The organism is Alkalibacillus sp. S2W, assembly GCF_046764385.1.
Taxonomy (GTDB): domain Bacteria; phylum Bacillota; class Bacilli; order Bacillales; family Alkalibacillaceae; genus Alkalibacillus; species Alkalibacillus almallahensis.
Window position 1 is genome coordinate 1,006,753 of the sequence record NZ_CP177234.1, and the last position, 15,497, is coordinate 1,022,249.

A 15,497-nucleotide genomic window follows, 5' to 3' on the forward strand; every position below is an offset into this window, starting at 1 on the left:
ATGCCTCCTTATTTGTCAAAATGTGAATTCATCATGTATCGTTAGCATAAGACAACATAATATATAAATCTAGTATTTTATCATGAATTCGCATAAAATAGGAAAAACGTTTTGTTTTTTCGACATCAGAATTTGTCGCTTATTGTCTAATGAATAGTTGAAAAGGATTTTGTGAACATCTTCACAAAATCATCACACACTCGCCAAAAATTTATCACGAATGATAAGCTTCGGGTGAGTTAAAATAGGGTACAATACATTTAGGAGATTTTATTACTGATTCCTTTTAGAGGAGGGGGAGCAATGCCATTATTTGAAGATCCGGTTTTTGGTAGCCGAATGTTAACGTTACTCACCTTAACGTTCCATATTATATTTGCAACGTTAGGTGTTGGTATCCCACTCATGATTATGATTGCGCAGTGGGTAGGAATTAAGCGGAATGACATGCATTATATTATGTTAGCTAGACGGTGGGCACGAGGTTTCGTTGTGTTAGTCGCTGTTGGTGTTGTAACAGGTACAGCAATTGGCCTCCAGCTTTCACTGCTATGGCCTGAATTTATGCAATTAGCAGGACACGTGATTGCATTACCGTTATTTATGGAAGTTTTCGCCTTCTTCTTTGAAGCTATCTTTTTAGGCATTTATTTATATACATGGGATCGTTTCGAGAATCAGAAAAAGCACTTATTGCTTCTTGTTCCAGTTGCTTTTGGTGCAGCAATTTCAGCCTTTTTCATTACGACAGTCAATGGGTTTATGAATTCACCAGAAGGTTTTAGTATTGTTGATGGTCAAATGACAGGCGTTAACCCGATCGAAGCGATGTTTAATACAGCTTCTCCGACAAAAGTCACCCACGTGATTGCGACTGCCTTTATGACATCATCCTTTGTTCTGGCAGCAGTAGCGGCGTTCAAACTGTTACGTCGTTCTAATCATGACTATCATAAAAAGGCCCTTCATTTAACGATGAAAGTTGGGCTTGTCTTTGCAGTTGCAACAGCGATTGTTGGTGATTTTTCTGGTAAATATTTAGCAGAACATCAACCAGAGAAGTTAGCGGCTGCTGAGTGGCATTTCGAAACAGAAGCAGAAGCTCCACTTGTTTTATACGGGGTACTAGGTGAAGGTAATGAACCTGAATATGCGATTGAAATTCCATATGCTTTAAGTATTCTGGCGCATAATGACCCATTTGCGGAAGTAGAAGGACTTAATGAAACGCCGACTGATGAGCAACCACCGTTATTCGTGCATTACTTCTTTGACACGATGATTACGATCGGTATGTTCATGATTGGCTTGTCGCTTATTTATTGGTTCGCTTCATGGCGTGGTTGGTCTGTTGCTTCCTCGAAACTAATGCGCTGGTTAATTGTTGCAGGCGGTCCACTATCTATTCTAGCGATTGAAGCGGGTTGGTGGATGGCAGAATTCGGCCGACAACCGTGGATCTTACGAGGTGTTATGACAGTTGATGAAGCAGCGACACAAAGTGCTTATGTGGGGCATATGTTTGTCGCATTTGCTGGTCTTTATTTCATTTTAGGTGTCGGTGTGGCTGTTGTTTTAACTAAGATTTTCAAAGACAACCCAGTTGAACTAGAACTCGGCGAACAAGGTGGTGATCGCTCATGAATTATGAGATTATCGGTATGGTTGTTTTATGGACGTTCCTCTTTGGTTATGTGATTGTAGCATCTGTCGACTTTGGCGCTGGGTTCTTTAATGCATACAGTATTTTGACAGGGAAAGATCGAATTCTAACGGCGATCATTCAACGTTATCTATCCCCTGTATGGGAAGTAACGAATGTTTTCTTAGTCTTTTTCTTCGTAGGAATTGTTGGATTTTTCCCTTCAACAGCTTATTTCTACGGTAGTATTTTGTTAGTTCCAGTCAGTATTTCAATAATTCTATTAGCCATTCGCGGTTCTTATTATGCCTTTGAAAATTATGGAAGCCAGGGGCACCGTGGTTATGCCTTTATGTACGGGGCGACAGGGCTTGTGATTCCAGCATCTCTTTCTGTTGTTTTAACCGTATCTGAAGGTGGATTCGTGGATATCATGGATGGTCGACCTCAATTGGATTACTGGGCGTTATTTTCGAGCCCGCTCACTTGGAGCATTGTAATCTTGAGTATTATTGCGGTTTTATATATTTCCTCAGTCTTTTTAACTTGGTATGCCAACCGCGCAGGTGATACGGAGGCAGCGTCGTTGTTGCGGCGATATGCGCTTATTTGGGCGCTTCCTACCATTATTACAGCGAGTGGGATTATTTATGAATTGCGCTCACACAACCCAGAGCATTTTGACTCTCTCATGAATCTATGGTGGATGTTTGCGATTTCGTTTATTTTCTTTGTCGGAAGTGTTTGGTTAATTTGGAAACAAAAGAATTATGGGCTAGCGTTTATTTTACTCATTGGTCAATTTGCCTTTGCGTTCTTTGCGTATGGCATTTCGAAATATCCGTATTTACTCTATCCACATTTAACGGTATCAGATAGTGTAACAAACGATGCCATGGCAATTTCATTAATTGTGGCATTCGTTGCTGGCTTACTATTATTATTGCCATCGTTGTATCTGCTGATGCGACTATTCTTGTTTGATGATCAATATATCGCTGGTAAAAAATAATGAGAGGTGATCGAGGATGACTGATTTTCTTATCACTTATGCACCATTTTTAGTGCTTATAGGCGCCATAGGTATGGCCTTTTGGGTCGCTCTACCAGGTGGGAAAGATTAATAAAAAACTTGCTATGTTTAAATTCAATGTTGATTGTCAAAAGATGTGGCATTAAGTTGTTGAACTGTGAGTAGCGAAGGTGGCGACTCCTGCAGGAATAGCACGAGTCTCGAGACCCCGCAGGAAGCGCTTTTCTTCCCAGGAGGCTCGAGCCGTGCCTGCGGAAAGCGTCCACCGAAAGCGGATCACAGTATCAACAACGGACTTTAACAAAACTCAAAACTTAATTATGTGATGTAAGATACAAGAAAAGGCTGTGCTTTAAAGCACAGCCTTTTCAATTTGTTTAAGCTCATATAAATAGCCTTGCTTAGACATTAAAGTATTGAAATCACCCGTTTCTACGATTTTACCTTGGTCGAGTACGATGATTTGATCGAATGTTTCTAATCCAGTTAACTCATGACTAACGACAACCACTGTATCTTCTTGGGCTTGTGTGTAGACTTGGTTCATGATGCGCTCAGCGGTAACTCGGTCCAGTGAAGAAGTCGGTTCATCTAATAACCAAAGGGGTGCTTCTCTTAGTAACACGCGGGCAATCGCTAGGCGTTGCTTTTCACCGCCAGATAAGTTATCACCCTTTTCATATACAGGGTCGTCTAAATTAAATGATTCTAATGATGCGTTATTTAATGCTTCATGTAACGAATTTTCATTTGCATCTGACAATAAATTTTCCCTGATAGTTCCAGCAAAAAAGGTATCATCTTGCATGACAACATTAGCTTGTTCCCATATTGTTGACGGAATAAGATTGTCGATATTTCGGTTGTTGATGAAAATGGTTCCGTCATTTACTTGTTCAAGATTTAATAACAATTGCAGAATAGTGGATTTACCTGAGCCACTTGCCCCAATAATGGCTGTTTTAGACCCTGGCTTTATAGAGAATGATATATTCTTTAATGTCTGGCGTTCTTCATTTGGATACGTAAATGATACTTGATCAAACTGTGCTCCGATTTGTTGATCGTCCAATGTTTCTTCACCTGATGCCTCTGGTTGATCTAGAGCATATAAACGATCAGCTGCTTGTTTATTATCACGAAAATATTGTGGAAATGCTGCCATAGGTGATGTGTTCTCAAAAACCGTTAGTGAAAGTAACATAAACATAGCCAACCAAGCAGCTTCCATCTCACCAGCTGCGCTAAGATAACTACCAATCGCTAACACACCCCATGTGATCGCAAAGCCGATCCAGCCATCAAGCGTTTGGTGAACGAGTTCGCGTATTCGACTACGCGCTACAGCATTTTCATAGTCATCGTTTAAATCACTAAATGTTTGAATACGCGTATCAATAGCCTGGTGAATCGTTAAATCTTGAAACCCATACAATGTTTCTGTGGCTTCAGAGGAGAGAGCACTTGCTTGTTCAGTCGTTGCTTCATCTGTTTCATGATGCAACCAGGCAAATATCGCTGGGAGAATGATAAGTGATAAGCTTAGTCCGAACAATAGCCATAGCGCCATCCATAATGAAAAATAAGCCGTGAAAAGGATTGTCGCGAGAAAAACTAATAAAATGACAATCGGTGGATACAAAACACGTAAAAATAGATTTTGAAGCGACTCAACATCATTAACAGCGCGTGATAATAAATCACCTGACTTCATACGACCAAGTCTGGCTGGTGATAGTTGTTGTAGACGATGAAAGAAATGAACACGAATGTGTTTAAGCATCGTAAAGGTTGCGCGGTGAGAGACAAGCCGTTCAATATAACGTGAACCAGCACGTGTGAAACCTAACAGCTTCACAGTAGCAATGACGACTGTTAACGCATAAATTGGGACACCAAGAGCTGCTTGTGAAATTAAATACCCACTGGCACTAAATAAGCCGACAGCAGCAATCCCACCGATAAAGCCAAATAAAATGGATAAAAGAATATCGCGTTTTTCTTTTAAAAGTTGTTTAATGATCGACTTTAGACCTGTCATGCGTTAACACCTCCATGACGACCGAGTAATGCTCTATACGTTGCACTTGATTGCTGAAGCGTTTCATCTGTTCCCTCTGCGGTCAATTCGCCGTTTTCCATGACTAGAATTTTATCAGCCGATTGGATGGTATGAATACGATGAGCGACCGTGATGACGGTTGCGTTCTCACTTAAAATAGCGATGGCTTGGTTTAAGGTCCGTTCTGTTTCTAAATCAAGTCCTGTCGTTGGCTCATCGAACAAGATCAGTGAAGGTTGTTTTAAAAATGCACGTGCTAAGGCGAGACGTTGTTTTTCCCCACCAGAAAGTCCACGACCTCCTTCACCAACAACTGTTTCAAGTCCATTCTCTAAAGAATTGATTAAAGGTGTTAATTTGGCGCGCTCTGCTGCTTGTTGCACATCATCAAAACGAGCATTTGGCTTACTAATAGCGATATTGTCGTAAATTGAACCAGCAAATACATAAGGTGATTGGGTAATGTAGCTTAATTGTTGGAACCAAACGTCTTCACGTAAATCATGTTGTTTTAAGTTATTGATAAAAATCGTCCCGTTATGAACGGGCAATAATCCGGCTAAGACATGTAAAAATGTCGTTTTACCAGCACCACTAGGTCCGACTAAAGCTACGTTATCACCTGGCTCTATTGTCGTTGAAATGTTGTTCAAAGTTGGTTCTGACTGATAAGCAAATGTTACATGGCTGAACGTCATTCGTGGTGGGACAGAGACAATCGTTTGATCTCCCCAATTAACTGACTCAACTTGTTCATTTAAAGCATCTTCAAGCTTTTTACCTGCTGTAATGCTTTCCCGTCCAGAGTGAAAGGCACTACTCAGATCCTTCAAAGCGATGTAAAATTCAGGTGCCAATAATAAAATGAAGAAAGCCGTTGTAAATAGAATGGAATCAAAAATAATCAAGGCAACAGCTAGCTCTAAAGCAATTAACCCAATACTTAACATCGAAATTAATTCCATCATAAATGCTGATGTAAAGGCGACCTTAAGCACTCCAAGTGTCGCGTCACGGAACTGGTCACTTCTTTTTTCAATCAAGTCTTGTTCCTTGTTAGCACGTCCGAATAAGGAAAGTGTTGTTAAACCTTGTACTGAATCAAGAAATTGTCCAGAAAAATTGGATAGCGCATTTAATTGCTCTTCTGATTTATCCCTTGTCTTAAGTCCAATAATGGCCATGAAAATCGGGATGAATGGCGCAGTAACTAAAACAATAACGCCAGACACCCAATTTTGAGTAAACATAATAATTAAGATCGCTAGTGGCACGATGGAAGCACGGACCATCTGCGGTAGATACTCACGATAATAAGCGTTCGTTTGGTCGACAACATTTAGCAATGTCGAAACTTTGCTACCCGAACGCCCCTGCGATGCCAGTTCTATTGGTTGTTTCGTATAATGATTGATTAATTGCATTCGTAACTTCGCTTTTGCATTTTTGGCAAGCGAAATCCCAATGTGTCCAGATGTGTAAGTCAATAGCCCTCGAAGAGACATCACCATAATTAGTCCAATTAAATAAAACAGCACATCTAGAAAGGATGCATTATTTAGAAAAATACTATTAATAATGTGAACGATGAGAAAAGCTTGCAGTACAATCATCGTGGCTGATACTAAATGGACACTGATGAGTTGAATGAGACTTATGCGGGACACATAGGATTTTAATAGCGACATCGACAACGTCCTTTCGTTATTCTCCTTCTATTGTACGCCTTTTGTCCGTTTTTTTTAATTAATATGGCTAGTTTATGGGTGAAAATTTCGTGACGGATATGCATTTAGGTGGGTATCATCTATAATTAGGGCAGAAAGGAAGGGGTTAACATGAAACGATTAAGTATAATCATAATCATTAGCCTGTTATTAGTCTCTTGTCAACAAAACAATGAATCAAGTGAACAAGTAGATGAAATGGCTCAAGCCTTAAAGCCATTTGAATCTGGAAGCCCTAACAATCCATCAGAGTATTTGGGGACTTGGTCAACTTATTCAGGGGAAGGGACCTCATATAAGCAAATTCAATTATTCGAAGAAGAGGGGCAATACCAAATTCAATATGACTTAATAGATCATGATGGTCGTATTTTAAAATCAATACTTGGTCCTTTAGAAGGGTTAGAGGATGGAATGGGAGCATTTGATTATGATTCCGATCGTTATGGAAATAACGGCACTCTAGAAGTTCATTTAGAACAAGAGGGAATTCAGTTTAATAATCGTGTTGACGGAACTAACGTTGAAGAGGTTTTCTTTGAACAGAAAATCAGTCGTTAACGTCTTTATTTCGTTTAACACCTGTTATGACTACAATAGCTAATGTGACCAGAATCGTAATTAAAGAAGCCCAAAATAACCAAGGTTGATGATATAAACGGTTTAATCCAGCTAAAACTGCTGTTAATAAAATAAGTCCAATCATTAATACTCGCTTCATTGATTTTCACCTCAATCATAATTTCTCATTCTATTATAACGTGTAATGAATAGCCTTACGATTAATTGACATTTAATTGGAAAAGTTTTTTGATTTTTACAAATTATATCGGTAAAATAAGGGTTATCAAGTTTGAAAAATTTTGGGGGAATTGGTGTGTTACTTGAATTTGATTCGGTGGTAGTTTTATCGTTAATGCTTGTGTTATTCAGTGGAGTTGCTATGTCTTATAATCTTGCATGGTGGTGGGCTCCACTTATGACCGTCATACTGATGTTAGGCTTTGCTTTGACTGGAATGGTTTATGCAACGGGTCGATTTATGATGACAGATATTCTCATTACTTGGCTACCGATTTCGTTAGGATTAGCCGTGATTGCTACTATTATTCGTATATACATAGATGGAAAAAGTAAACGTTTAATTCAATGGCTCACGGTTGTTAGCATCATAGTCATTAGCTCAACGGGTCTGTATACTTATTTACAAGGAATTACGACCATGGATGAAGCTTTTTTAGATGAGCTTAGTGAAGAAGATATCACAAGTATGACCATTAAAACGAGTTTTAGCCCAGGTGATGTTAATGTAACAGAGTTAGAAGAAGAGGATGAAATAGAAGACATATTAGATACGTTGTCAGAAGTCGAGTTACGTCGCTATTATCAACCAGTGGTACAATCAAATATTACATTAGAATTAATGAGTGATCAAAAGCAAAATCAACTGGTGTTTTATTTAGGTGAACCATTAGTAAAAATTGATCGCTATATTTATAAAATGGATTCAGATGAGATTGTGGATTTATTAAGGGATAAACGTGATTTAACAACTTAATAAGTGGGTTATGCTGTTGGTGTTAATGGTACTTAACTTAAGTGCCATTAATGTTAGCCAACAGTATTTATTTATATTTGATGGTTTAGAGAAAATTATGTAAAAAGAAAAGAATCAACGACATTATAACCCTCATCATGATTGTGGTTTTACTTTTGAAACGCTAGTCATAGTGGCTCATTATGAAGTATGTACCAAGCTGAAAAATTTCAATTATAGAAAGGAGTATTTTTTATGAGTGAAGAAAATATATCGCCGAATTCTACAATTAAAACATTTTATCTAATTATTGGATTTGGATTAATTGGAGCGACTATTTATTTTTTATTTTTAGAGGAAACTTATAAGTTAGGTTACACATTTTTGTTTATGTCTATCTTGGCTACCACTCTATTTGAGGCCTATCGAGCCAAATTAAACGGACGAGGAGCAACATTTTGGGTTAACTTGGTGTTATCACTCTTGATTGTCTTCTTAATTGGAATAAATTCTCAACTTGATTTCGGGGTTATTGTGTACTAATTATGATCTCGATGATAAATCGTGTGAACTCGCGGGTATATCCTCTTATGTCGATGGTAAACTATGCAAACTCGATGGAAACGCGTACTAGCTCGATGGAAAGTGCACTAGACTCGATGATAACGCAAACTGAGTCGATGGTAAGTGCAACAAGCACGATGGAAACAGAAGCTAACTCGATGATAAACGACTGAATACCGCTGATGAATCGTCATCACTGTTACATAAAGTGGAATATTTCTCAGTTGTCATCACATTTCCAACCAATCCGTAGTCAAAAATTTTGTTGAAAGGTTAAAATATGATTATTTTACTAGCATTGTTCATGGCATTTATCACAATTATATTATTGTTTATATTAATGATCATGATTGTCGTTTCCGTTATTAAAAATAAGCCTTTTCCAAGAAAAATGCTTATTGCAACGATGTCATGCACTTTATTACTGGGGTCAACCATCATTTATGAGCGTTATTTCTTTACGTTTGAAGAAATTAATCAGGCTCATGTACAAGATGGACCAGGCCCAATTGATTCACCAGATGATACATATTCGGCCAGTGCTTATTACGAACCGTACGGTGGAGCTGCAGGGGGAGTGAATGTTTGGGTTGAAGTTATTAACCATGCAAACGACGATCAAACGAAAATCATTTACTATAGTGATGCCAAACAAGACTTCCAAATGAACTGGGTTGATGATGAGACATTAAAGATTAAAAACAATGATCCTCGCTATCAAAATCAAGATCGAAGTGTAACCTTAGATGTAACAAGTGAAATTTATCATGATCGTGGTGATGCTTGTCGGAGTTGGGTGCTAAAGCAGGATTATGATGATTGTTATGAAGCGGATTTATAAGATAAAGGGATTAAATAGTCAGAAATTTCACATAAAAAATGACATTTTTATATCTGTTCTGTGTAAATTGTGATACAATTTTAGATAGAAATGATTTTAAGGGGGCTTGCACCGTGTCAGTAACAGTACGAGCTTTAGATCAAAATGATTTCCAATCAGTGCGTGAGGTGGCGCAGACAAGCTGGCATGATACATATGATGACATTTTGCCACGTCACGTACAAGATGCGTTTTTAACGGAAGCATATAATGATTATAATATGCAGCAACGCTTGATGCGGGGCGGTTTTTGGGTTGCTGAAGATGAGAATGGGATTATTGGGTTTTCGAATTTCACCCCAGTTAATGAACAGGGAGATGCGGATCTAGTCGCCATTTATATGCACCCTGATCATATCGGACAAGGTATTGGGAGTATGTTATTGCAGACTGGAATCCAACAATTAATGTCGCTTCGATATCTTTATGTTGATGTGGAAAAAGAGAATGAAGTCGGAATGCGCTTTTATGAAGCGAAAGGTTTTAAAGTAGTGAAAGAATTCGATGAAGTGTTCGCTGGTCATACGTTATCAACAGTACGAATGGTTTTGGAGTTGGAGGTTGATGAAGCATGACAATAACACAAGTTCCAGGTGTTCGTGTTGGTCATGCTGATGATCAAGTTGCCAAAACAGGTTGTACAGTGATTGTGACAGATAAAGGGGCGACATGTGGCGTGGATGTCCGTGGATCTGCTCCAGGAACACGAGAGACGGATTTATTAGATCCAGTTAATCTCGTCGATCAAGTCCATGCCATTAGTTTAGCCGGCGGTAGTGCATACGGTCTTGATGCAGCGGGAGGCGTCATGCAGTACTTAGAAGAACAAGAGGTGGGCATGGATGTCGGAGTTGCGAAAGTTCCAATCGTCCCGAGCGCGATTTTATTTGATTTAGCAGTAGGGGACCCATCTGTTAGGCCGAATGCAGCAATGGGTTATGAAGCAGCTGAACGAGCGACGGAATTTCCTGTTATTCAGGGATCTGTTGGTGCAGGGGCTGGTGCTACAGTGGGTAAAGTCGTTGGATTTGATGCGGCGAGCCCAAGTGGTATTGGTAGTGCATCGATCACACTTGATAATGGGTTAGTCGTAGGAGCACTTGTAGCCGTTAATGCATTTGGTGACGTCGTCAATCCATCGACAGATACGATTGTTGCGGGTGCCCGTAATCTAGAATCAGGTGAATTTCTAAATAGCAGACAAGTGTTGCGAGAACAGGCTGATCCCAGCGGCTTAGCTGGTACAAATACGACACTAGCTGTGATTGCAGCAAATGCTGATTTAACAAAAGCAGAAGCGACAAAAGTAGCCCAAGTCGCACAAAATGCGATCGCTCGTACGATGTCGCCTGCACATACCATGTTAGATGGTGATACGGTATTTGCACTTGGAGCAGGTGACGAAAAGTATGACGTTAATGTTATTTCGGATTTAGCTTGTGATACGTTAGAACAAGCGATTTTAAACGCAGTTCGGGTGAGTGGAGCATAAAAAAAGACCTTCTGTTTAAGACTAAGCTTGCTTAAACGGAGGTGAGAAAATGCCGCGAATTGCTGTTGAACAAAGCATGTCGGATTTAGAACAAGCGCTTACACAAGAAGGGTATGAAGTTGTCGCGCTTGAAGGTGAACAAGTTCCTGAATGCGATTGTTGCTGCGTGTCAGGGCAGGATAACAATGTGATGGGCATGAGTGACAAAACGACAAGTGCACCAGTTGTGAATTGCCACGGCATGTCGACTGATGAAGTTGTAGACGCTGTGCAAGCGCGAGTGTGATAATGATTGGTAAGAGGTGCTTCTATATGAAGTACCTCTTTTTTGATGCAAGATGTTTGGTTGTGATGCATTAATCAATGTTGGGTGGGGGTAAGTTACATAAAATTTGATTCAAAGAAACATGATTGTGATGCAATATAAATAATATTTAATGCAAAACTTTTCGAGCATAAAAAAGAACTTGGCATTTGAGCCAAGTTCTTTAACGTTTAAATTGTCCACTGGTCATTGACAATGGCAACGAGCTTCCATTCGCCTTGACCATTTTGTTCGAATACAAGATTAATGGCATTCCAATCCATACCTTCGTATTCACCGCTTCCCTCTACATAATATTCTACGACATGAGCATCTGGGAATTCTTCATTTATATTATTAATCATTGAGCCACGTTTTTTGAATTCATTGATGTTGCGCTCATCATAGGATGTGTAATCTTTTTGGTATACATAGACGTTGTGATAGTCCATTGGCTTTAGTTCGATTGGTTTTCCACTTCCGTCTTGATTACCCCAATTGTAAGTTGATTCATCAGATTCAAATTGAGCGACTTCATTAGCTTCGAATACTAAATCTTCATCACTCACATTCACATAAGGTGAGAATAGTAAGCCTTGATCCTCATGAACATGTTCTGCGACAGCTTCATAATTGCTGTTCGCTAATTGATCAATAATTTGATCGGCACGTTCCAACACAAAATCTTCAGGTGATTGATTGGACGACTCTTTTGAGCTTTCAGATTCAGAGGTCATGTCACTATCGTTTTCATCACTTTGTACCCCACCAGATCCATTTTGTGCTTCACCGTTTTCTGTCGAACCTTCTTTATTTCTAGCACTGTCACCATTTTCTTCTTTAGCTTCAAATGATTCAGCTTCATTTGATTCCGTTGCTTGATCCATACTTGATGATTCAGGGTTTTGTGCTTGGTTGTTATTCATGATCATCATGCTGAGAAAAGCAATTAACACAATCGCCGCTACAGACGTGCCACCAATTACGATTCGACGCATAAGCATTCTCCTTTTATCTTTTTGGTCTTCGCTAGCGGCCGCTTTCATTAAATCTGCATGCATGCGTTCGACTTGTTCGTCTGACATCTCTTGTTTTGGGAAGGATTTTAATTGTTTTTCTACTTTTTTATCTTCAAATTCACTCATTGTTAAATCCTCCTTGGATCTGTCCAAGCGCTTTTAGGGCCCGTGAATATGTTGTCCGTACTTTTTGATTAGACCAATTGAGTACTTTAGCCGTCTCATCGACAGACAACTCTTTAATACCGCGTAACATCACAACGTCTTTATAGCTCGATTTTAGTTGATGAATAGCGTTATATAACTCCTGATGACGTTCATCAATTAAAACGAGTTGGTCAGGTGTTTCATTATGACCGATGTTATAAGCTTCGTCTAAATTCACCTGTTGGTCTGATCCACGTCGTTTTTGTTTACGAATTTCATCAATTGCAACGTTACGGGCTATACTAAATAACCATGTTTTTGGACTCGAGTCGCCACTAAATTTATCTAAACCTTTTAATGCTTTGATAAATACTTCTTGTACCAGGTCTTCTGGATCTCGTCTGCCTGTATAGTAGACAAGGAAATGGTAGACATCATGATTATATTGGTAAAACCAGTCGGAAACGATTTCTTGTTTAGACATGTCTATTGCCTCCGATTCTAAATTCACTTGATTAGACGATGGTTATTGTCTTTTGTGTCAGTTTTGTATTAAGTTTAGCAATAGGAAAAAATTAGCACAAGCCAATATGTGCTAGTTTAGCTTTGTGCTATGATAGAAGGAAATGAACCGATTAAAAGGAGATTTAACATGACTATACCAATTTTGTTTGAAGATAATCATTTATTAGTCGTTGAAAAACCTGTCAATATGCCTGTGCAGGAAGACCAGTCAAGAGATGCTGATTTATTAAGTGATTTAAAACAAATGATTAAAGAACGTGATGCCAAACCTGGGAATGTTTATCTTGGGCTCGTCCATCGTTTAGATCGACCTGTAGGTGGGGTAATGGTGTTTGCTAAGACATCAAAAGCAGCTTCGAGATTGTCTGATCAAATTCGTCGTAATATATGGACGAAGCAATATTATGCGGTAGTGCGTGGACGCCCTGCTGATTCGCATGGGCGTTTAGAACATTATTTAGTAAAAGATCAGTCGAAAAATCAAGTGCATGTCACAAAGTCGGATGCAAAGGGTGCCAAAAAGGCCGTGTTAGAATATGACGTTTTAGCGCAAGAAGATGACTTATCACTCGTTAAAGTGAATTTAATAACAGGTCGTTCGCATCAAATACGCGTTCAACTAAGTACGATTGGATATCCGCTTTATGGTGATCAGAAATACGGGGCAAAAGTGAACAAGCCTGGTCAGCAACTAGCCCTGTGGTCGCATCAGTTAGGTATTGAACATCCGACTCAGAAGGATGAACGCTTTTTCGAAAGCTATCCACCTGGTGAGTATCCGTGGCAATCACTTTTGAAATAAATCTCTCAATTTATTAAATAACTCCACTCATTTATGAGATAAGTGGCTCAAGTATTGAAATAACTAAACTTAGTTATTTCAATACTTGAGGAAGTTATTTAAAAACTAAATTAGACTAAGAAAAATTCGAGTAAATAAGCGAATTTTAATGTATATAAACGCAAATTAAAGTCTGTTTCCAATGTACACGCTTACATGGGGCTAGGAGATTCGTCTTCTCTGTGATAGACTAGTGAAGGTTTTGTGTCAAAAACAAGACACAATTGGATTTATAGATAGAGAGGACGAATAAAGTGTTAGCAAAAATTAAACAGGAATGGTTTGGAAATGTACGAGGCGATGTGTTAGCTGGAATTGTTGTAGCATTAGCACTAATTCCGGAAGCCATCGCTTTTTCAATTATAGCAGGTGTTGATCCGATGGTTGGGCTGTATGCATCGTTTTGTATAGCAGTTGTGATCGCCTTTATTGGTGGACGACCAGGAATGATATCGGGTGCCACTGGTGCGATGGCACTTTTAATGGTTACCCTAGTAGCAGAGCATGGTCTAGAATATTTACTTGCGGCTACCATTTTAACAGGTATTCTACAAATATTATTCGGTGTTTTTAAACTCGCAACGATTATGAAGTTTGTTCCACGGTCAGTGATGATTGGGTTCGTTAACGCGCTAGCGATCTTAATTTTCATGTCACAAATCGAACAATTTCACGGTGCAGGTTGGATGATGTATGCATTAGTCGGTTTAGCTTTAGCTATTATTTATATTGTGCCGCGCTTCATTAAATCAATCCCATCACCGCTTATAGCGATCGTTGTGATTACAAGTCTTGCCATTTATATGGGCTTTGATGTTAAAACGGTAGGCGATTTAGGGAGCTTGACACGTGAATTACCAATCTTTTTAATTCCGGATATTCCGCTTACGTTTGAAACGTTACAAATAATTTTCCCATATGCATTAGCACTAACGATGGTAGGTTTACTTGAATCATTATTAACAGCAAGTATCGTTGATGATATGACAGATACGGAAAGCGATAAAAATAAGGAGAGTCGTGGACAAGGTATTGCGAACGTGACAACAGGATTTTTCGGTGGAATGGCTGGTTGTGCCATGATCGGACAGTCTGTCATTAATGTGAAGTCAGGTGGTAACGGACGATTGTCTTCACTTGTTGCTGGTGTCTTCCTTATGTTCCTTATTATCGCGCTCGGTCCACTCGTTGTGCAGATTCCAATGGCTGCACTCGTCGGTGTGATGATCATGGTATCGATTGGCACATTTGATTGGTCGAGTGTTCGTTACATTCATAAAGTACCAAAATCGGACGCAGCAGTGATGCTAACGACGGTTGTTACAGTTGTTGCAACGCATGATTTATCAAAAGGTGTGTTAGCAGGTGTTGTCTTAAGTGCGATTTTCTTTGCAGCGAAAATTTCCAAAGTGACAGTCACTGAACAAATGGACGAAGAAGCTCATAAGATGAGATACTTTGTGAACGGGCAAATTTTCTTCGCGTCAGTTACGGATTTACAGACAAAACTTACACCTCAAGATCCAACACTTGAAGTAGTTGAAATTGATTTTTCACAAGCTCATTTATGGGACGATTCAGCTGTTGGAGCGTTGGATAAGATTGAAGGTAAATTTGCGCAAAATGGAACGAAGGTTATTTTTACAGGTTTAAATAACGATAGCCAAGCGCTAAAAGATCGTATGCGTGAGTTATCTAACGCATCTGGTCATTAAAGGTAGAGG

At 39.2% G+C, this 15,497-nt stretch carries 17 protein-coding genes; 12 read left to right on the forward strand and 5 right to left on the reverse strand.

Features of this window, described 5'->3' with window-relative positions; translation table 11 throughout:
- Window positions 1-303: 303 nt before the first annotated feature.
- Genes ACKXGF_RS05535 through cydS form a run of 3 tightly spaced genes read left to right on the forward strand, consistent with a single transcriptional unit; the run spans window position 304 to window position 2,766 of the window.
- The gene (locus ACKXGF_RS05535; protein ID WP_411955220.1) at window positions 304-1,644 is read left to right on the forward strand and encodes a cytochrome ubiquinol oxidase subunit I; all 1,341 of its coding nucleotides are present in this window, start codon (window positions 304-306) and stop codon (window positions 1,642-1,644) included.
- Entirely contained in the window at window positions 1,641-2,654 is a 1,014-nt protein-coding gene (locus ACKXGF_RS05540) for a cytochrome d ubiquinol oxidase subunit II (RefSeq protein WP_411955221.1), read from the forward strand. The genes ACKXGF_RS05535 and ACKXGF_RS05540 overlap by 4 nt, the downstream gene beginning before the upstream one ends.
- 16 nt (window positions 2,655-2,670) lie before the next feature.
- Window positions 2,671-2,766 (forward strand): cytochrome bd oxidase small subunit CydS, encoded by a 96-nt coding sequence (gene cydS / locus ACKXGF_RS05545; protein WP_411955222.1) that lies wholly within the window; start codon window positions 2,671-2,673, stop codon window positions 2,764-2,766.
- Between the two features lie 261 nt (window positions 2,767-3,027).
- Here the strand turns inward: cydS and cydC are convergent, their stop codons facing one another.
- The gene (gene cydC / locus ACKXGF_RS05550) at window positions 3,028-4,716 is read right to left on the reverse strand and encodes a thiol reductant ABC exporter subunit CydC (protein ID WP_411955223.1); all 1,689 of its coding nucleotides are present in this window, start codon (window positions 4,714-4,716) and stop codon (window positions 3,028-3,030) included.
- Window positions 4,713-6,425 carry a thiol reductant ABC exporter subunit CydD gene (gene cydD, locus ACKXGF_RS05555; protein WP_411955224.1) on the reverse strand — a complete coding sequence of 571 codons (1,713 nt, stop codon included), beginning with the start codon at window positions 6,423-6,425 and terminating at the stop codon, window positions 4,713-4,715. The genes cydC and cydD overlap by 4 nt, the downstream gene beginning before the upstream one ends.
- Before the next feature lie 150 nt (window positions 6,426-6,575).
- Between cydD and ACKXGF_RS05560 the strand changes: the two genes are divergently transcribed.
- On the forward strand, window positions 6,576-7,025 hold the full coding sequence (locus ACKXGF_RS05560; RefSeq protein WP_411955225.1) for a hypothetical protein: 450 nt from the start codon (window positions 6,576-6,578) through the stop codon (window positions 7,023-7,025).
- On the opposite strand, the gene ACKXGF_RS05565 is transcribed toward ACKXGF_RS05560, so the two are convergent.
- Window positions 7,015-7,185: a hypothetical protein gene (locus ACKXGF_RS05565; protein ID WP_411955226.1), complete on the reverse strand. Its 171-nt coding sequence runs from the start codon at window positions 7,183-7,185 to the stop codon at window positions 7,015-7,017. The two genes, ACKXGF_RS05560 and ACKXGF_RS05565, sit on opposite strands and share 11 nt — an antisense overlap.
- Before the next feature lie 132 nt (window positions 7,186-7,317).
- On the opposite strand from ACKXGF_RS05565, the gene ACKXGF_RS05570 reads away from it, so the two are divergent.
- From ACKXGF_RS05570 to ACKXGF_RS05595, 6 genes are all read left to right on the forward strand, one after another.
- Window positions 7,318-8,022 (forward strand): hypothetical protein, encoded by a 705-nt coding sequence (locus tag ACKXGF_RS05570; protein ID WP_411955227.1) that lies wholly within the window; start codon window positions 7,318-7,320, stop codon window positions 8,020-8,022.
- Between the two features lie 234 nt (window positions 8,023-8,256).
- A complete protein-coding gene (locus ACKXGF_RS05575) occupies window positions 8,257-8,544 on the forward strand; it encodes a hypothetical protein (protein ID WP_411955228.1) in 288 nt (95 codons plus the stop codon).
- 301 nt (window positions 8,545-8,845) lie between these two features.
- On the forward strand, window positions 8,846-9,406 hold the full coding sequence (locus ACKXGF_RS05580) for a DUF5412 family protein (RefSeq protein WP_411955229.1): 561 nt from the start codon (window positions 8,846-8,848) through the stop codon (window positions 9,404-9,406).
- A 113-nt stretch (window positions 9,407-9,519) separates the two neighbouring features.
- On the forward strand, window positions 9,520-10,020 hold the full coding sequence (locus ACKXGF_RS05585; protein ID WP_411955230.1) for an N-acetyltransferase family protein: 501 nt from the start codon (window positions 9,520-9,522) through the stop codon (window positions 10,018-10,020).
- Window positions 10,017-10,937 carry a P1 family peptidase gene (locus ACKXGF_RS05590; RefSeq protein WP_411955231.1) on the forward strand — a complete coding sequence of 307 codons (921 nt, stop codon included), beginning with the start codon at window positions 10,017-10,019 and terminating at the stop codon, window positions 10,935-10,937. Before ACKXGF_RS05585 ends, ACKXGF_RS05590 begins: the two co-directional genes overlap by 4 nt.
- Window positions 10,938-10,986: 49 nt before the next feature.
- Window positions 10,987-11,223: a YkuS family protein gene (locus ACKXGF_RS05595; RefSeq protein WP_411955232.1), complete on the forward strand. Its 237-nt coding sequence runs from the start codon at window positions 10,987-10,989 to the stop codon at window positions 11,221-11,223.
- Between the two features lie 209 nt (window positions 11,224-11,432).
- On the opposite strand, the gene ACKXGF_RS05600 is transcribed toward ACKXGF_RS05595, so the two are convergent.
- On the reverse strand, window positions 11,433-12,386 hold the full coding sequence (locus ACKXGF_RS05600; protein WP_411955233.1) for a hypothetical protein: 954 nt from the start codon (window positions 12,384-12,386) through the stop codon (window positions 11,433-11,435).
- Entirely contained in the window at window positions 12,379-12,891 is a 513-nt protein-coding gene (locus ACKXGF_RS05605; RefSeq protein ID WP_411955234.1) for an RNA polymerase sigma factor, read from the reverse strand. Before ACKXGF_RS05605 ends, ACKXGF_RS05600 begins: the two co-directional genes overlap by 8 nt.
- Window positions 12,892-13,059: 168 nt before the next feature.
- On the opposite strand from ACKXGF_RS05605, the gene ACKXGF_RS05610 reads away from it, so the two are divergent.
- Both ACKXGF_RS05610 and ACKXGF_RS05615 read left to right on the forward strand, forming a co-directional pair.
- Entirely contained in the window at window positions 13,060-13,734 is a 675-nt protein-coding gene (locus ACKXGF_RS05610) for an RluA family pseudouridine synthase (RefSeq protein WP_411955235.1), read from the forward strand.
- A gap of 293 nt (window positions 13,735-14,027) precedes the next feature.
- On the forward strand, window positions 14,028-15,488 hold the full coding sequence (locus ACKXGF_RS05615; RefSeq protein ID WP_411955236.1) for a SulP family inorganic anion transporter: 1,461 nt from the start codon (window positions 14,028-14,030) through the stop codon (window positions 15,486-15,488).
- The last annotated feature ends 9 nt before the right edge of the window (window positions 15,489-15,497 follow it).